An 18051-nucleotide genomic window follows, 5' to 3' on the forward strand; every position below is an offset into this window, starting at 1 on the left:
GCCGAGCTCGAGGTCCGGGTAGGCGCGGTCGACGATGCTCTTGCCCCACCCGTCCGGACCGGAGTCGTGGAAGGCCAGGGGCGCCTCGGACGGGGACGCGTTCCGCCAGCGCGGGCCCAGTTGGAGCGAGACGGGATCGATCGCCCAACGCCCGCCGTCTCGCAGGTAGCTCGGGGCGTACTGGAAGCGGCCTCGACGGACGCGGCCCCTGCCTTCGAAGACGAGGACGCCCACCACGACGTGACCCGTCCCAGATCGTCTGAAGACGAACAACGTGTCGATGCGCCCCGCCTCAGAAAGCTCCCACATCGGGACGCCTCCCACCCCGTTGGCGCCCGACGTCGAGGTCCATGTCGTCCCCGATGGGGTCCGATGCGAGGATCTCGCTGAGCCGATCAGTGTAACCCAGGGTCACGAGGGCCCTCAGCAGGACGTCGACCCTCGATCCTGGCCTGCCCGCCTCGATCGCGGCGACGGTCGAGCGGACCACTCCCATGCGATCGGCCAACTCGGCCTGGCTCAGGTTGCGACGCAGACGCGCGAGCCGGATCGTGTCGCCCATCCGAGACAGCCCGGCTAGCTCATCGGTGGACAGGGTGACCGCACGAGGCATGCTAGGGCACTCACTAAGCAGGTTAGTGAGTGCTATAACATACATGGCGCTATGAATGAAGCGTCATGACGAGAGCACGGTCTCTTCGGGGACGTGTGACAGGTCGGTGCGGGGTGCGAGAGGTCGTTTGCCCTTCCCCATCGGCATCGCGAGGACTCCCTCCGAGATCGACGGCCGCACTCGCGAGTCGTTCGCCGAGCTCAGGTCGAGGGGGGCGATCTCGAAGGTGCAGCCCGTGACCCTACGCTCGTGAGCCGGGGGCCGGGCCATCACGCGCCCTAGGATCCCTGGCGTCCCGACGAGGACGACCGTCTCCTCGGCCCGGGTAAGGGCGGTGTAGAGCCAGTTCGGGTCAGCATGGGCGTGTCGGCCAACGACGCCACCACGAGCCTCGCCTGACTCCCCTGGGCCCGATGGCAGGACAGGGCGTAGGCGAGCCGGAGGTCGGCCATCGCGAAGACCTCGCCGAACGCCCCCGCCACCGCCGGCACGGGCGTGTCGCCGCCGGCCGAGCACGCCCGGCGCTCGCGTTGCAGGCTCTGCGTCACGATCTGGATGGGCGTCGGGCGCGTAGGCGATGCGGCCGCGACGACCGATCCCGAAGGCCAGCCACGCCTTCGGCCCGATACCGGGCGAGCCATTTCCAGGCCGTCCGCGGGCAGACGCCTGCGGCTTGTGCGGCCGCCTCCGGCGTCTGCCCGCTCTCCACCTACCGCACCAGTCGCTCTCGACCGATCGGCGTCAAACGGGCATTCTTGTGGATGTTCATCCGGTCCCTTCCTTGGGGCTGAAGCGTCGCAACCTCAGCTTCCTCGGTTCGGATCGGATGGACAACCTATGGAAAGCTCACATCTAGATCTTTGTTTCTGCGAGCATCTTCACGCGATCCGGTGACTCCGCCAGATCACGATTTGTTCTAGGGACGGTCACCGACGATGCGCGTCGTGTCCTCTTGCCCGGTCGGGACTGATCGGGGGCGCCGGCGCGATGGCCAGCCTCGGTTCCAATGAGCGATGGTTCAGCATTAGTGACACTCAGTAGATCTGCCGTCCACCCGATGGGCAGAACTCGTCCTGGTCGAGGCAGCTCGCGCCGAGTGGATTGATCTCGCCGAGCGTAGGGTGGATCTCGCGGCTGGGACGAGCGTTCCACAAGGCTTTTAGTTGTCGCACTCGACGCCACGGTTCAGCTTTGCGATCTCGCCCAGGACCTGTTCTGCTGGCTCGCGCTCGTGCTGCCAGGTGTTGCGCCCGACGATGCCGCACCGAGCGCCCGACCGGATAGTTCCTGCAACGGCCTCCACGGTCACCGAAGATCCGGCTTCGAGCTTTCGATAGTCGACGGAAGTCGTCCGGCGCCGCGTCGTAGTGCCGGTCGAGGATCGCCGTCGGCGTCGCAGACGGAGAAGCTTACCAACTGTCAGGCGCCTCGACACTCGCGTCGTGGCGACCCGGTGGACGATCAGACAGTGCACCAAGCCGCTGCCCATGCCTCTTGCTGAAGAAGGTGCGGCGCATGACTTTCGGCAGATGCGCGTCAGTGTGGCAGTTCTCGATGGTCCCTCACAGGACCGGCCGTCCCTTGTTGGTTGCCACGACGACTCTGCTGGCCGATAGCTTGAAGGGCATCGACAAGTCGACTGTGGTCGGCCATCTGATCACCCCGGACGGCCTGAGGGCCTTGTGGGGCGCTGTCGCCACCGGCCGTCTGCTCTCCAAGACCGTTGAGCGTCTGCCGGCCAGCCTGGCGGCCGCGATCCGGCCGGACGACTTCACGGCCCGGGACTGACGCCGGCTGGACGGGATCTGACCTCGATCCCACGCCAGCGGTCCCAAGGCGGCTCGGCGCCGCGAGCCGTCCGTTGGAATGTCCGCCCTCAGATCGAGAACGAACGGCCGACCTGCTCGGTCCAGGCCCGGACGACGGCGACGGCGTCGGCCCGGGGAAAGAGCGGTTCGGGGGCCGGGACGAGCGGTTCGACGTTGGCCATCTGCAGGAGACGATGGACGATGGTCGGGTGCGTCCGCGGCGAGACGGCAGATGCGAGGCGCATCGTCCCGATGACGGAGGCGTCCAAGGCCTTCAGCTGCTGGGCCTGCACGCCGAAGACGACGCGGATCTCGTTCCGGCCCTTGTACCGGGGCAGCAGCCCCTGGGACCTCAGGACGGCGATCGTCCCTTGCGAGACACCGAGCGTCCGCCGGACCTCTGGGATCGAGACGAGGTCGGGATCCGTCTCTCGCGGCAGCGCTGCCAGGACCGCGTACTTGGAGACCACGGCCTCGAAGACCCCGTCCTTGCCGGCGAGCCTGCCGACGATCGGGACCTGGCCCTCGACCACGACGCGAAGGATGTCGCCCAGGGGACGGCAGCACCATCTCACGGCGGACCTGATGGTGACAGCCCCGGGCGGCATCGACGTCAGCGCTTCGCCGCCCGTCACGCGCTGCTTCAGGCTCTCGACGTCCGACTTGCGATAACGGGCCGGGATGGTCGTCCCGTCGATCGGGAAGGCGCGTGGGAGGAGATCGGCCGCGACGAGTTGGTTGAACGTCGGCTGGCTCAGTCCCAGCGCCTTCATCGCGTCGGCCGTCTCCATGCTCTCCTCCATGATGGTCTCGAACTCGGTCGCGACCTTCGAGGTCACCGGCGTCGACCGACACGCGGGGAAGTCGAGGTCCAGGATGCCCGTGATCCGGCCGATGGTTTCGAGACGCTCCACGGCGCAGCGGCAGCGGATGGCCACCTGGCCCAGGGTCGTCCAGGACTCGGCTGCCGGCACCTCGCCGAACACGCGTGTGGCGGGCTTCCGCAGGATGTTGCGCTCGGCGTGTGCCCGGAGCTCGTCCCGTAGCCACGCGAAGGTCAGGTGCGCGGTGCTGAGCTTGTGCTGCAGGGCGCCGTAGACCCGCGTGGGAGATCGCTTGCTCTCGGGCACCGCGGCGAGCATGGCGTCGAGGACCTCCCTGAACGCCTCGGGGCCGCGGCCGAGGACCCGCATGCCGGCGCTCATCGCTCGTGCCCGGTCGAGAGCGACGACCTCGGTGGCGAAGGGCGGGGCCGCCGGCCAGCATGCTGCCAGGCCGACGTGCAGCATCATGTCCGCCGACAGGCCGAACGTGACCTGATCGAGGACCCGGTGCTGTCGACGTGGGACGACGCCGAGACGGCCCATGAGATATCCGTCGCCGAGTGTGTCGTGCGGGTCCACGGCCTGCGTCGATGCCGTCGTCAGGTCATGTCCGCAACGGCAGGTGGCGACTTGGACGCGCGTGCGGTCCAATCGCGAGTCGCACGAGGGGCAGCGGCTGAGGAGCACCACGCGGTGCTCGTGACAGACGCTGAGCGCCGCGACGTCCCACCAGCACCTTCGGTGAGTTCGGCAGTCGACGGGACCCGAACGAAGGCGCCGGTCCGCTTCGAGGCACAGGGGGCAGACACGCCCGAAGTTTCCCGCGAGGCTCGGGTTGTATCTGTGGTCTATGACCTCGCCCAGCAGGGTCGTCCTGCCGACGGCGTCTCGCACCATGGAGCGCCGCAGGAGTTGCGGGCGATCCTCGCCGGTGAGCGAGGCCGCCAACCCCGTCAGGTCGGCGAACGGCTTGGCTGCCACGGTCGCGTCAGCCCCGGCGAGGACGGCGAAGGCTCCGATCTCCGCACATTCATGCCTGACCGCCAAGCGCGCCAGCAACCCGTAGGCCGGCTCGTGCGGTGCCGGGTCCACGCCGATCCGGAGCTTGTTCACGCTCATGACGATCCTCGTTCCTGTTGCTGGCCCGGGCAGGTGGTGGACCCCATCCCGCGTCCGGGACGCGAGCCGGCCGCGACGACGGATCGTGACGGGCGAGACCGACCCCTGCCTAGGTCTTCGCGGTCGGCTGACCTGATCGACCAGACCTCCCGGAGGCGATCAGGTTCGCAGCGGAAGGGGTCGAGGTCGGGAGGGCCCGCCAGCCCACCGAGGTCGACCTCGGCGAGGAGGGACGACACGATCGGCACGGAGCCGCCCGCGATCAGACCCAGGTACCTGTCCACCTCGGCGTAAGCGCCCCCGGTCGCCGCGCAGAGGCGGTCGAACAGCGTCGGGTCGGCAGGCGTGGGCCAAGACCTCCCACGAGCCGTCGCCATCCTGGCGGCCATGTCGGCGAACTCCGCCGAGCGCAGGGCGCCGTCCGGCTCGTAGGGCCGGATCTCGTGGACCCGAGGTCCCCGCGGCCCGAGCGACTCCCGGAGCGCCAGGAGGGGCGGTCGGCCGGCCAGGACGAAGCGGACCGGCACAGCCTGGATCAGGTCGGCGACGAACTTCGACGATCGCCTGCGGTGCTCGGCGGACCCCTCGACGAGCAGGTGGCCGTTGTCGACCAGGACGAGCCCGACGTCGTGGTGCCGCAACTGCGTTCTGATGGCCGCTATCTCCTGCTCGACGCCCATGGTCTTCTTGGGGTTGAGGCCCAGTCCTTTGAGGATCGCGGCCCCGAGCCCGGGCCGGTAGGCCGGGGCCGGGGCCTCGACGAGCAGGGTTCCGCCTCTTGAAGTCGACGCTCCCGGCCCCCGCGCGCGCACGTGAGCGGACAGCAGGGTCGAGACGCCGACGCCTCGGGAGCCGGCCAGCACGAGGAGGCGTTCCTCGACGGGGGTGGACGGGGTGACCCTGTCCTGGTCGTGCATTCTGACGACCTCGAGGGACCGGACGAACTCGGCATGGGCGATCCGCGAGTCCGTGGGGGGCTGCGTGCCCGTCCCGTCGGGCGTGCTCGTGACGGGATCGGTCGACGCGTGCGCCCGCTGGGCCCTCCGGAACGCCGACTCGCTGACGGGCGTCACGGCCAGGCCGACGCACTGCTCCCGATAGGATCGGTACGCCCGCGCGGGAGCACCGCGACCCCGCTCGTGGTGGCGCGCCAGCGTCTCCCCGATCAGGTCGCGAGGTCCCGGGGTTCCGTCGTCCGTCTGCGCGAAGCGAGGCGTTCGGTTCCCGCGTAGGTGGATCTGCGGCGCCAGGGCGAGAGGGCACTTGTCCGCCGCCACCCACGCGCGATGCCAACGCCGAACCGTCGAGGGGCAGGGCACGGGTTTCGGGGCGTCGAGGCCGTGCTCGTCGCCTCCCCCGTCCGCGACGGCCGTCCCCATCCCGCCGGGTTCCGCGGCACAGGCGACCATCAGGCGCAGCCCTCGTGCGAGGAGCTGCTCGACGCGGAGCACGTGCGCGAGGCGCCTGCCGATCTCCTCGCGGATCGAGTCGGGAAGCATCTGAAGCATGAGGTCGGTCGTCAAGCCGGCGACGAGCGGCAGGTGCAGGATCCGGCCCTCCGCATCAGCGGTGGCGATCTCCGCTGTACCGAAGTCACGCACTCCCTTCCGACCGTCGGCCAGCAGCCAACCGGTCTCGGACCGGGACATGACCAGGAAGGGCACACTTCCCGCCGCGCCCTCGTCCGAGACGAGCAAGCCGTCCCCGGGTCGGAGGCGGGTGCACAGGTTCACGGCGAGGCCCCGTTCGGCAGCGACGGGGTCGAGCCAGCCGGCCTCCCCAGGAACGCTGCCCGGGTGGCTTCGCGGAGGTTGACCCCCTCCCGGCGCATGATGGAGATCATGCCCGTCAGCGAGTGCTCGACATCGAAGCGCTCCTTGCAGATCCGGACGAGGTCGCTGTGGCGCATGCCTCGAAGCTGGCCGTCCTCGCCCGCGCGGTCGGGATCGACGCCGGACCTAGCCAAGGCGCAGAGTTCCGCTCGCTGCTCGGGCGACAACTTCCGCTTGTGAGTCAAGATCTTCGGCGGCGTTTTGGCCTTCAGTGCCTCCGCACCCCCGCGGCGATACTGGCAGGTGATGTTCGAGGTCCAATTGAGGGAGAGTTTGAGGTCATGTGCCGTGTAGGCGCGAGTGTGACCGTCGATGTATGCGAGCGCGACCTTGAAGCGGACCATCTCTTCGGGATCTTCGCTGGCGGCGATTAACGCGACGAGTTCCTCTCGATCGCCGGGCTGGGAGGCCCGAAACGTGGCCGAGCGGTCTTGCTGGCGCTTCCAACTCGTCGTCTCCATGCGCCTCAGGTCGGCACCCGCCAGGAACTCGGGCCTGTACTTGCGCAGGTTGGCCACCAGCGCGTCCCAAGCTCCCGAGTACACCAGGCGGCGAACCGCCTTGTTGAACAGCTCGGGGTCGCCGAGGTGGGTTGGCAGACGGGTGAACTTCCCACCCGTCTTGAGCAGGGACAGGAGGCCCTCCACCACCGGCCGGGGACGAAGGTCACCCGCGAGCCGGATGTCGTCCAAGTCCCTACGCACGAGCTCCCAGACGTCGTCGGGAAGGGTATGGAGATCCCCGCCGATGGCGGCGATCACCGGCTCGTCCTCGCGTTTCTGCCGCTCCGCGAACTCGCGGGCGAAACCCGCCTTCTCGTCGATCGTGACGGACACGATCTCGGGCTCGCCGTCGGCGTCGCGGTTCCCCGTGAGCAGAGCGTCGCGATCGATCGTGATCCTGAGCGTGCGCCGGTCCTGGCCGTCCGGCGGTTCGACGACGATGTCCGGGACGAGCGTCCGGAAGGCTTGCGCGACCTGGACCTGCGACGGGAATTCCGGCTTGTTCGGGACGTTGGCGACGAGGTGGTCCATGCCCTTGGCCAATGTGTCCAGGCGCTCGATCCCGACCTTGGGATCGATCCTCTCGCTTAGCTGGCGCTCCCTCGACCGCAGGGCCCTCAGTTCCTGTTCCCAGCCACGGCGGTTCCTCTCGATCGTCTCGCTGCTGAGACCCGCCACGACTGTGTCGGCGAAGCTCCGGTCCAGCATGCGTTGGACCCTGTCGATCTCGCTCCTGGTCCTGCCGAGCTCACGCACGCTGCTGGCGTTCGCCGCCCGGCAATCGCCTTCGTAGCGCGCTACGAAGATCCTGTTCTCGTCATCGTCGACGATCCGGTCGCGAACTATCGCGAGCGTCTCGGCCTCCGCCCAGTCCACGCGGATGCCCTTTGTGACCGAGCACCTGTCGGGGTCGGTCGACAGCGAGCTGACGCACTTGTAGGAGGCCTTGCCGAAGGACTTCATGGCATGCATGCGCGATCCGCACGCACCGCACCGGATCACCGGGGTCAACAGGTAGACCTGTGCCCTGCTCTTCTCGGAGCCACGGCCGAAGCTCCGGCTCTCCCGGGCGTGGTTCGCGAGGACCCACGTCTCCTGGCTGACGATCGCGGCGTTGGGGGAGTGGCCGACCACGACGTCGTTTTGGTGCACCTTCTCCGTGGACATGATCTCGTTCGTCGTGAGGTCGCGACGACGGGTGGTCCTGCCCCACACCACCAATCCCATCATCACCGGGTTCATGATGATGCTGCGCACCTCGGTCGCGGACCACGAGGCCTGGCGGCCGAGCGGCGCCCCCCGACCTCGGTCGAGGCGCGCGCAGTGCCGCGGTCCCGGGATGCCCTCCTCGGCCAGCCTCTTCGCGATCGTCCTGCTGCCGACGCCGGCGATGGTCTCCCGGAAGATTCGCCGGACGACCTCGGCACGTTCCTCCACGACCACCCTGTGCCCGGTGGCGTCCGCGACCTTGGCGAACCCGTAGGGCGGGGCGGCCATGTGCTTCCCGCTCCTCACGGCGACGCGCTTCCCGCCCTCCATCTGCGCCAGGAGGCGCTTGCGGCCCTCCGCGGCCATGTACCCCAGGATCATGATGTGCACGGTGTCGAGCTTGCCGTGCTTGGCGCTGTGCAACTCGACCCCGAGCGCCTCCAACTCTTCGTAGAACCGGAGCGCGTCGACCAGTCGACGCGCGAAGCGGTCGGGATCCTCGATGAGGATGATGTCGACCTCGTGCCGGCGAGCCATCTCGAACATCTCGAGGAACTCATGCCTGTTGTGGGTCGTGGTGCCGCTCTTGCCCTCGTCACAGAAGTCCGGTGCGACGCGAACGAGCCCCAGGCGCGCCGCGTAAGCCTCGATGGCGTCGCTCTGTCGCGGCTGGCTGGTCTCGGTCTGCTCGTCGGTGCTGTTCCGGCGATAGCCGACGAAACGCTTGCCCCGAGCAGCGAGCCTGGCGGCGCTCGACGGCGGCGTCGGCCTCGCGCCGAAGAGCACGTCCAGCACCGCGGCCATCGACCGCTGGATGGGCATGGCGTCGTCGAGGCCTTCGACGACCTGCTCTTCGGTGAGGTCCCCGAGATCGGCGAAACCGACTCCGTCGGCCCGCTCCGCCGGACCGCGCGACGCTGGTCTGTCCGCCGCGTCATCCGCCCCTTTCGGCTTTCGGTCCCCCAACCGTCGAACGATCGGCGGCAAGATCGCCGAGGTGCGATCCGCGTCGCCTGTCGGCCCCGTCTGGTCAGAGGGTTCGGGCGATCCTTCGATGGACCCTGGGGTGCCGTCTGTCGGCCCGAGCGTCTCCGGCTCGAGCTCGCCGGCGAGCCGTTCCGAACTGCCGCCACCCCCGCTCCGGTCTTCCGAACCTACCGCGCCTGTCGGACCGAGGGGTTTGGTGCCGGCCTCGACGGTCGCTGCAGACGGCTGGACGGGCCTCCGTGCGTCCCTTCCGGGGGAACGCTTCCGAGCGCGCTCGGTGCCCGCGCCCTCGTCACCGGCGATCGACGCGGCGGGATCCTCCTGCGGACCGTCGTAGTCGGAAAATCCGGGCAGTCTATACTGGTCGGGGGTCCCGGAAGTGAGTTTGCGCATCGTTCGACGAGGTCCCTGTGCAGAAGGTTTTGATCGTGTTCGGAGGCGGACCAGGAGACCGGCCCACCGTGCTTCTCGCGTGGTCGTTCAGGCCGCTGCTGGTGGAATCGAGAGCCACTCGGCCCAGGACGGGTGGAGCGCTCTTTCTGAGAGGCAAAAAACGCCCTTTCCAGAGGGCGATGTCGGTAGGGCTCTACGAATCCGGAACTGCTGTCAAGGACGCACTGAGACGTGGTTAACCCGACGTTGGCAGGTTCTCTCTCAAACTCGCGAGCGCGACGCAGACGCAGGAGTGAACTTGTTGCGTACTTCAGGTCGGAGGCGGGGACATGGATGACCGGGATCTGACCGAGCTGAATCGGAAGCTGAAGTCACTCCGGCTGGCGAAGCGCCTCTCCATCGCCGCGGTCTCGACGGCGACGGGGATCTCGAGGTCCCACCTCTGGAACCTCGAGAACCGGCCCATGAACCCGTCGAGCGAGCTGCTGCTGAAGCTCGCGTCGGAATACGGGGCGAGCGTCGCCGACCTCGTCGGCGAGAACCCGGATGCGGAGAACGAGTCGCCGCGACTCGCGGCGCTCTTCCGCGAAGTCAAGAAGTTGTCAGAACGGGACCTGTTGACCATTGAAGGCATCATCAAGCAGTTCAGGTCCGAGTGAGTGGGTCACGCCCCTACTCGTTCGCGTTCATGCGGCTCTGAGGGGCGGCTCCGGATTGGAGGACCTGGCGTCGTTGGCGTCCTCGGCGTTCGACCACGTGGACGGACCCGTGCCCATCGAGGAGTTGGCCGGGAGCCTCGGGGTCGCGCAGGTGCTCACGGTGCCATTCGATGGTGCTTCCGGCGTGCTCCTCCGGCCTGACGGCCGACGCGGACCTTTGATCATCGTCCCCGAGGCCCACGCGGAGCGGCGGCGGCGTTTCTCCATCGCCCACGAGGTCGCGCACTTGATGCTCGGTCACTTGGGTCTGGCACGGGCCACCAGCGAGGAGGAGAGGCAGGCGGATCGCCTCGGTGCGCTGTTGCTGCTCCCGCCAAGCCGCGTCCGCTCCGCGATGGCCGACGCTCCACCTGACGCGAGACGCATCGAACGGCTCGGAGAGGCGTTCCAGGTCAGCATCGACGCTGCCGCCCGGGCGTACGCCGAGTTCCACCGGACGCCCATGGTGGCCATCATAGCACGAGGGGGTGTCGTCGATCGCTGCTACGGGGGCTTCGGGATGCCGACGGTTCGGCTCAGGATCGGCGACGCCGTCCCGGCAGGGTCCGGCGCGAGCCGACCTGCCGGCGGCCGGGGTAGGTTCCGGACCTGCACCCTCCGTGACTCGTCCACATGGTTCAAGGTCCCGCTGCGACGGCCCGCGACCTTCGTCGAGCAGGTCCTCAGGCGTCGCCCGGACTGCTCGCTGGTGGTCCTGCACGAGGAGGGGGCTCCACCCCTTCGTGAGGCTCGAACCGGCTCAGGACGTGTCCCTCGCGGTCAGGGAGTCCACCTCCGCGCAGTAGGCTGCCAGTGCCCTGACGAAGTCGTCGACCGGGTCGTGGCTCCGTAGCGGGAGGCATCCCCCGTTCATGTCACGATCCCCGCCTCGGAGCCGGTCCCGCCCGCTCCCGGCGAGCGGGGATCCCGGCCCGTTCTCCACCGAGCGGGGGCGACCTGCTCCGGCGTCGATCGCGGTCATCTTCCGCGCTTCCGTCGTCGACGCGCCCATCACCGATCACCCACGTCGCCGCCACCGTCGCTCTCGCGGCCGAGTCGCGCCAGGGTGCCCATGGCGACGTCGGCGACGCGCGGCAGGGTGCGCGGAGAGAAGGCGATGAGGTCCCGCACCTCGACCGGGGTCGGATTGCCGGCGGACGCCCGCGAGTACCGGGACCTCACGTCGATCGGCCGGCCGCTGGCGCGCCTCCGGACGCACTGGGAGGGGTGGCGGGCCACCACCTCGAACCTGAGCTCCGAGAGCCCGTCTCGGAAGGAGGCCGAGAAGCTGCCCCTCGTGATCCCGGTCGGCAGCCGGACGAGGAGGGACCCGTCCTCGACGCAGTCGGCGAGGGGATGGTGGTCGCGCCCGAACCACCGTTCGTCGAAGGGGATCCTCCACCAGTCACGATGGAAGAAGTTGTCGAAGTCGAACGGCAGCGGCCAGGCCTCGTGCTCCATCGGCGTTCCGGAGGCGTACCAGAGGGCTCGGAGCCGCTCGAGGTGAGCGTCAGCGTCCTTCACCGCCGCCACGACGGCGACGGTGAAGCCGAGGGAGCGCGAGAGTTCCTCGAGACCCTGGCACGAGAAGGCGCCGATCCGCGCCACTCGGGTGTCAACCGCGGCCAGCGGGGCTCTGGGTGTCGCTTCGGCCTCCCGTGCGGCGGGCCTCGCGTTCGGGATGTAGGTGGTCATCGCTCCTCCGGGACGTGACGGGAAGGCCCACCGCCGCTAGAGTGCCTGTCTAGGACAACTCGCGGTGAGTCGCCGTGCAGCAATTGATGCATGGTGCATCTCAGATGCGTGATGGGGTGATGGACGTCAAGGGCTTCGGCGTGAAAAGGCGGGACATGTGACGCCGGTCCAGCTCAGGGCCGCCCGGCTGATCCTCAACATGACGCAGGGCGATCTCGCGGTGGCCGCGGAGGTCAGCAGGGCGACGATCAACCGGTACGAGTCCGGAGTGCCGGTCGGTGCCGGACAGGTCAGACTGATGAGGTTCGCGATCGAGGCGGCGGGGGCCGTGTTCATCCCGGACGGCACGACGGTCGACGGGGTGGTCGTCTTCGGTGGCGTCGGCATGAGGTCGCCGCCCGCCGCCGCGCGACCTGACGAAGGGACTGGTCAGTAGGCGTGTCGCGAACCCCGACGGCGAATATCGCCGTTCGCGCCGACCGACTCCTTCGCCTCCGTCGGATGCCCTGATGACGTCGTCAGCCCCCGTCGCGAAGCTGAGGCGTCGCCTGGATGGCGACTTCGAGGGTCGGTGATTCGAGGTGAGGCTGAGCATGGGCTCTGGCGTAGGATCGGTGCGACACGCGGCTGATCCGATACGTACCCTGGCGTGTGGCCGTATGGGCTGGGGGGACGAGCCACGTCTCCCTTCGGGTGCCGCTCAAGCTGGTCGGTGACGGTGACCCTTGAGGCGAGACGCGACCCGCATCGACGGGACCGTTCGACTACGCCCGTCCTGCGATCGGGCGAGTCCGCTCGGGGGCGGCGCCCCCTGGGCGAACATGCGGCGTCTACGGCGCAGGGTAGGTGGCCCAGGGTCCGCCCGGCGGTGAGGCGCTTCTCCGGTGTGGTGCTCTCGAGGAGGTTTGAGGGTTCGAAGCGGCGATCCGCAGCTACGTCGATCCGCCTCCCCATGCGGGGCCGAAGCTCGCCTGGAACCTGGCGTCTCGCTCTCGGCTTGGGTCCGTCCAGCGATTCGACGCGGTGCACCACCCGAGACGGCGACGACGGGGACCGGTCGGGTGACGTCCCTGCGCGGCGGTCACAGGGACGCCTCGAGCGGATCGACGGCCTCGGTGGTCGAATGGCACCGAAGTGTCACTGCTTCCTCCCGGCATCCGTCATGACCTCACCAGGACTCGAGGTCCGCGAGGCAGCGCGGCTACTTGTTGCTCTGACTCGGTCGGATGGTGCGTCTTCAGCTTGGCCATGACGCCGGCCGCCGAGTCGATCCGCACGAAGGGCTTTGGACCGTCGTTGGCCCAGCCGATGTAGCGGTCGATGTGGCGACGAGGTCCTCGACGGAGCGGGACAAGCCTCGCTTGAGTGCCTGGCGGGTCAGCCTGGGAGATCAGCTCTCGACGGCGTTAAGCCAGGGGCATGAGGCCAACGCGAAGTGGAACGTCCAACGCGGGCTGTCGACCAGCCAGGCCAGCACCTCAGGATGTTTGTGGGTGACCGACTCGCACTGGATGCTCCTTGGCTCGCATTCCGAGGCAACTCACTTCATTCTTGCCGAATCAAAGACAACGAATCACGGCAAAGACATGACCGACAATGGCAGCCAGCACGGTTTGAATGGACAGTTACTGAGCGAGTATCGGAAGAAGGTCATCGAGTAGGCTGCGAAATAGTCTGTCGGCGCATCGGTCGCCGTCGTGGGCTTCGCCTTGGCTGGATGGTCTCTCTATATTAAGAACAAAGCAGACGAATACTTTTCTGGGTTTCCAGTGGATGGCATCGCATTGTTCCAACAGGGCTGCCCCAGGGTGGGGTGGGCCGAACTGCCAGCCGACCCAACGATCGGCGGCAGCTATTTACGCATCTTCGATGGAAGTCTCCCGTCCCACGGTGGGAACATGGACCTTGCTCTGACACCATCAAATATTCCAAAGATGTCATTACAGACATCTGACAACCATGCATCTTCCGACAACTCAGCTTGGGTTACCAGTGGTAATCATGGTGAGGATAAATTATTCAGTTTCATGGAAAAGGATGCAGGCTTCGGAGGTGTGGCACGGACTCCTCTGGACTGGCTCTTCGTCGGCGTCGAGAAGCCGGCGATGATCCGCATCGAGCCCAAGTACGTTCAATTCCATCTCTGCAAGAAAACGTAGCCGGAACAAGCGGCTCGTAGCTGCGCGGGTCGGATCGCCCTCCATGCGCCCCTTCGACCATCTCTCTGTCGCGTGTACCCGGGTGCGACGGCAGACAGCCAAGTTTCACACCCGAGCTCGGCTCGCCGGCCGGCGCTGGCGATCCTTCTATACGCCGATTGCCGCCGCCACGGCCTTGGCCTTCCCCGAACATGAGCTGACGTGGTCCGACGCCCGGGCGGAACGCGAGCACTGCCCATTCAGGGTCGCTGTCGGCCCGCACGCTGAACACGTCGGACACGTCGAGCCATTTGGCGGCCTCGGCCGTGCGGTGGCTACGGTCCACTGGACCCATCGCCGATACGATCACGGGCTACACGTTTGCGCGGACCTTCGATAGCAGCACGCAGCACGTGTTTGACCGCTCGACGACGGCCGTCTGAAGTCCTTGGCGCGTCCGCGGTGAGAGCGCGAGGGACACGGTCTGAGACATGCCGCCCAGACCCGCATACCTCACGCCCGCCGTGAAACGTCTGATCGCGTCAGAACCCTAGCTGGTCTGATCTGGCTCCAGGTATGTCCGCATACTTTGTCGACCCGCACGTCGGATGGGCATCTCGGGCGTTTCGTCCGGTCTGCTGTTCGTGTCTCGGGGTGGCGGCGCCATGGGAGGTCAAGGACCTCCGGTGCGCGCCCGCGTCTCGTTCCCCCAAGCGAGGGCACCGTCGGACGTCGCCCGAGCGAGACGGCCCGTCGTGCTCGTCGCAGGACCGCTCGGAGACGCTCGGATCGAGCCATGACGCTTAGGCCTGTGACCTCGCCGGGGCGGGTCGCATGGGCAGCAGCTTCGAGACGAACGCCCAGTGGACATCGAACAGTTCATCGCACAGACGTATTCCCTCCTCCGAAAAGCCCAGACCCTCGGCCTCGGCCACGTACTCGAAGTGAACCTCGTCGCTCAACTCCGAACAGAGGTCGTCTGCGAGGCGGTCGTTCGCCTCGAGGATCTCCGTCGCGGTCTGGTATACCCTGGGAGCCCCAAGGACCCGGCCAGCGTGCAATTCCCGCAATAGACCTCGCAGCATGTATTCGATCCTGTCTTGGTAGAGTGCCTTCAGGTCGTCCGGTCGGGAGATCTCCGCACACCAGACACGTTGCACCATTCGCCATCGCAGGAAGTTTCTGATCTTATCTTGGGCAGTGCTGGCAGAATCGACGAAAATCTCAGCCACATTGAAGTAGGTCTGGTCGCTTTCGCGGATCATCTTTTCGCTTAGTGCGGCCTTGTTGCGAAAATGTCTATAGAACTCTCTCCGCGGTATCCCGAGCTCTGCCACCAGGTCGCTGACCTCTGGCACCTTGCCGCTCTTGCGGAGACCTCCGGCAGCGGCTTCCACGATGGCCTGGTACGTCTGATCGTGCGAGGTCATGTCACCCTCCTCCCTTGGTTGCCCGGATCCGATCGATCCCTGTCCAGCTCCTGTTCCCTCGGCCTCCGGACCGCGTGCCCGTGGGCGGCCGTCGCACGCCCGATCGCAGGATTTGAAGAGCGATACATCGATGGGCGTGGACCCCGCCGAGGTCAACGTGTATTCTCGTGACTAGGTTAGCGAGGGGAGCGCGGCGAGCCAGTGGGAAGGCGGGGAAACGGGTCGTGGGTCGACCGCGCGGCAGGGCTCGTCGCGCGCCTGGCGGAACTGGAGGGTGGCTGCGGCGAGGGAGCGCTCAAGCAGGTCGCGAGTGAGCAGGGGCTGACCGTCGCCATGGTTCGCCGCTACGTCGACGGTTTCGAGCACGTGAGGTCGGCCCCATTGGTCGTGGTCTCCCTGAACGCGTTGGAACATTTCAAGACCTGGACGAAGCTCGACCCCATCGCCGCCATGGCTGCGCGCGACGCCGTCCTGGCCGGCGAGTACCCGTTGTCACGGATCCAGGGCGAGATCAGGAATGCGCGCGCGCGGGCCTCGGTGCCCGGTCGACTCGAGGCGGTGGCGGTGCAGGAGATCATCGAGCGTTTCCGAGCGGCCCGCATCGGGGGGCTGCCCGATCCTGCCTTCGTCAACATCCCCCCCCACGGCGGGATGTGGATGGGTCTGTCCGCAGATGCGACCCTCATGTCGGCCGACGAGAACAATACGGGGTACCTCGAGCGTCAATGGGCGCTGTTGGTCTCGCCGAGCCTGCCGGGCTCACCGCTCGCCAACATCTCCTTCGAGGCGCTCCTACTCCGGGTCGCCGCCGCGGGTGGGATGTACGATCACGTCAGCTTCTTCTGCGTCTCCGATTTCGAACGGGAGGAGGTGTCGAGCGCCGCGCGGGGTTGGTGGCCGTCCGACCCGCGCCGGCTTTCGATCCTCCGAGCCTGACGTTGCCGAACAGGCGCCGAGCCACGTCGGACTGCCCGACGGGACCGACCATGTGGCAACCGACGCATGGGCGTCAGACCCCCTTGTCTCGCGATCGAATGCGGGGCGAGGTCGTGGACGTCCGGCAGCGTCGCCCCTTGACCGGGGGGCGCCGACCAGCCCCGTCCAGAGGCTGGCGGCCAGGGCCGTCCGCCTCTCGCTTCAGAGACGCCAAGGTGAGACGTCCGTCTCCACGTCGCTGCCTCGAAGCCGACCGACACCGCTCGATCGGCAGGGGGGCTCGGCTCGTCGAGCGAGCTGGCGGGTCACGGAGACCCTCCGCGTGGTCTCGTGGGATCATGGGGCTCGACATTCGAAGCGGTCCTGCCGTTGCCCGCTCTGCCCTGTGGTCCGTCTCCATGTGGCCCGTCCCTCGCGCCAGGAGCGTGACTACGGCACCGTCTCCCGGTCCTGCCGGAGTGGTCGAGCTTCCCGACGCCTGGCCACCAGCGACCCGAGCGCGGATCGGCCCACACGGTAGGGATCGGATGGCGCCGCGTGCCGATCAAGGATCGTGATCGGCGTGACCGCCGACGTTGCTGCCATCCTCAGGTCTCAGGCTCCGATAGGCGAACGAAGCCGCGAGTGATCGGCCCCCACTTGGTGGTCCGGTATGGATGTTAGTGCGCCGTAGGCCGTTGCGCCACGGGTAGCTTGGCCGGCGAAGCAGATCGGGTCAGCGCAGCCAGCCAAGCGGCGTAGGTTGGCACCACGACCTCCGGGGCTGGCGGCCGGTACCCGAGCGATGCATGGGGCCTGATCGCATTGTAATGACGACGCCAGCTCTCGATGACGATCTCGGCTTCGCGGAGCGAATAAGCAGATCTAGCCGTCGAGCAGCTCGTCCCGGAATCGGGCGTTGAAGCTTTCGACATAGCCGTTTTCCCAAGGTGAACCGGGCGCGATGTAGGCGGTTCTAGCTCCGACGGCCGAGATCCATCTCTGCACAGCCTTCGCGATGAACTCCGGACCGTTGTCGGAGCGGATATGATCGGGTACGCCACGCAGGACGAACAGGTCGGACAGGACGTCGATCACGTCGATCGACTTCAGCTTGCGGCTGACCCGAATGGCCAGGCACTCATGGGTGTCCTTCGACAAGCTCAGGATGAGGTCGTCCACGACGTTGAGGATGCGGAACTTGCGGCCATCGTGGGTCCGCTCCTCGACGGAGTCGTAGGCCCAGACGTGATCCCGGCGCTCGGGCCTAAGCCGGATACAGGAGCCGTCGCCGAGCCACAGCCACCCGCGTTTCGGCTGCCGGGCTGGTACCTTGAGCCCTTCCTGGCGCCAGATCCCCTCATGGTGAGCCTGTCGAACCATCGACGCGCTTGTCGTTGACCACCCAACCAGCGTCACGCAGCAGGGCGCTGACCTTGCGGTAGCCGTATCGGCCGTACCGACGTGCAAGCTCGATCAGGTCGGCCGTCAGGTTCTCTTCGTCATCGCGGCCCCGCGGCGCCTTGCGTTGCGTCGACCGATGCTGACCGAGCGCTCGGCAGGCGCGGCGCTCGGAAGTGTTCAGCACGTCACGGACATGGTCGATGCAAACGCGTCGGCGCGCGGGGCTCAGAAGTTTCCCCGGGATACTTCCTGCAGGATCAGCTTGTCGAGCGTGAGGTCCGCGATCGCCTTGCGAAGCCGGTTGTTCTCGGTCTCCAGGTCACTCATCCGCTTGACCTGGTCCGACTTCAGCCCTCCGTACTCCTGCCGCCAACGATAATAGGTGAATTCCTTAACTCCGATGCTCCGGATCGCGTCCGCCACGTTCGACCCTTGTGACACCAGCACGTCGACCTGACGCAGCTTGGTGATGATCTCCTCGGG

13 protein-coding genes and 2 pseudogenes are annotated in these 18051 nt (G+C 67.4%); 7 read left to right on the forward strand and 8 right to left on the reverse strand.

From position 1 onward, the window contains the following. Positions 1-292: 292 nt before the first annotated feature. Both D3272_RS13570 and D3272_RS13575 read right to left on the reverse strand, forming a co-directional pair. Positions 293-562, reverse strand: coding sequence for a helix-turn-helix transcriptional regulator (locus tag D3272_RS13570; protein ID WP_245496554.1), 270 nt, complete (start codon positions 560-562; stop codon positions 293-295). Positions 563-1131: 569 nt separating this feature from the next. Further along, positions 1132-1322, reverse strand: a pseudogene (locus D3272_RS13575) (leucine zipper domain-containing protein); the annotation flags it as partial. 872 nt (positions 1323-2194) lie between these two features. On the opposite strand from D3272_RS13575, the gene D3272_RS13580 reads away from it, so the two are divergent. Then, positions 2195-2401: a hypothetical protein gene (locus tag D3272_RS13580; protein WP_129219728.1), complete on the forward strand. Its 207-nt coding sequence runs from the start codon at positions 2195-2197 to the stop codon at positions 2399-2401. A gap of 88 nt (positions 2402-2489) precedes the next feature. On the opposite strand, the gene D3272_RS13585 is transcribed toward D3272_RS13580, so the two are convergent. From D3272_RS13585 to D3272_RS13595, 3 genes are read right to left on the reverse strand one after another with little or no spacing between them, the layout of a single operon-like run. Further along, entirely contained in the window at positions 2490-4364 is a 1875-nt protein-coding gene (locus D3272_RS13585) for a TniQ family protein (RefSeq protein ID WP_129219729.1), read from the reverse strand. Then, positions 4361-6061 (reverse strand): TniB family NTP-binding protein, encoded by a 1701-nt coding sequence (locus D3272_RS13590; RefSeq protein WP_207210210.1) that lies wholly within the window; start codon positions 6059-6061, stop codon positions 4361-4363. Before D3272_RS13590 ends, D3272_RS13585 begins: the two co-directional genes overlap by 4 nt. A 32-nt stretch (positions 6062-6093) precedes the next feature. Continuing rightward, positions 6094-9288 (reverse strand): recombinase family protein, encoded by a 3195-nt coding sequence (locus D3272_RS13595; protein ID WP_129219731.1) that lies wholly within the window; start codon positions 9286-9288, stop codon positions 6094-6096. Between the two features lie 329 nt (positions 9289-9617). Here D3272_RS13595 and D3272_RS13600 point away from each other — a divergent pair, with 329 nt between their 5' ends. After that, on the forward strand, positions 9618-9947 hold the full coding sequence (locus D3272_RS13600) for a helix-turn-helix domain-containing protein (protein WP_129219732.1): 330 nt from the start codon (positions 9618-9620) through the stop codon (positions 9945-9947). A 55-nt stretch (positions 9948-10002) separates the two neighbouring features. Then, positions 10003-10839, forward strand: coding sequence for an ImmA/IrrE family metallo-endopeptidase (locus tag D3272_RS13605; RefSeq protein ID WP_165361343.1), 837 nt, complete (start codon positions 10003-10005; stop codon positions 10837-10839). A gap of 158 nt (positions 10840-10997) precedes the next feature. On the opposite strand, the gene D3272_RS13610 is transcribed toward D3272_RS13605, so the two are convergent. Continuing rightward, the gene (locus D3272_RS13610) at positions 10998-11681 is read right to left on the reverse strand and encodes a hypothetical protein (protein WP_129219735.1); all 684 of its coding nucleotides are present in this window, start codon (positions 11679-11681) and stop codon (positions 10998-11000) included. A gap of 157 nt (positions 11682-11838) precedes the next feature. On the opposite strand from D3272_RS13610, the gene D3272_RS13615 reads away from it, so the two are divergent. The 3 genes from D3272_RS13615 (at position 11839) to D3272_RS13625 (ending at position 13840) form a co-directional block, all read left to right on the forward strand. Continuing rightward, complete coding sequence (locus D3272_RS13615) at positions 11839-12117, forward strand: helix-turn-helix transcriptional regulator (protein ID WP_129219737.1); 279 nt, start codon at positions 11839-11841, stop codon at positions 12115-12117. Between the two features lie 790 nt (positions 12118-12907). Beyond that, a complete protein-coding gene (locus tag D3272_RS13620; protein WP_129219738.1) occupies positions 12908-13342 on the forward strand; it encodes a hypothetical protein in 435 nt (144 codons plus the stop codon). Between the two features lie 36 nt (positions 13343-13378). After that, complete coding sequence (locus D3272_RS13625) at positions 13379-13840, forward strand: hypothetical protein (protein ID WP_129219739.1); 462 nt, start codon at positions 13379-13381, stop codon at positions 13838-13840. Between the two features lie 782 nt (positions 13841-14622). On the opposite strand, the gene D3272_RS13630 is transcribed toward D3272_RS13625, so the two are convergent. Continuing rightward, a complete protein-coding gene (locus D3272_RS13630; RefSeq protein ID WP_129219741.1) occupies positions 14623-15249 on the reverse strand; it encodes a TetR/AcrR family transcriptional regulator in 627 nt (208 codons plus the stop codon). A gap of 201 nt (positions 15250-15450) precedes the next feature. Between D3272_RS13630 and D3272_RS13635 the strand changes: the two genes are divergently transcribed. Then, positions 15451-16185, forward strand: a complete 735-nt coding sequence (locus D3272_RS13635) for a hypothetical protein (protein WP_129219742.1) — start codon at positions 15451-15453, stop codon at positions 16183-16185. Between the two features lie 659 nt (positions 16186-16844). On the opposite strand, the pseudogene D3272_RS13640 reads toward D3272_RS13635, so the two are convergent. After that, positions 16845-18051 (reverse strand): annotated as a pseudogene (locus D3272_RS13640) (IS3 family transposase); the annotation flags it as partial.

Source organism: Lichenibacterium ramalinae (assembly GCF_004137085.1).
In the GTDB taxonomy this organism is placed as follows: domain Bacteria; phylum Pseudomonadota; class Alphaproteobacteria; order Rhizobiales; family Beijerinckiaceae; genus Lichenihabitans; species Lichenihabitans ramalinae.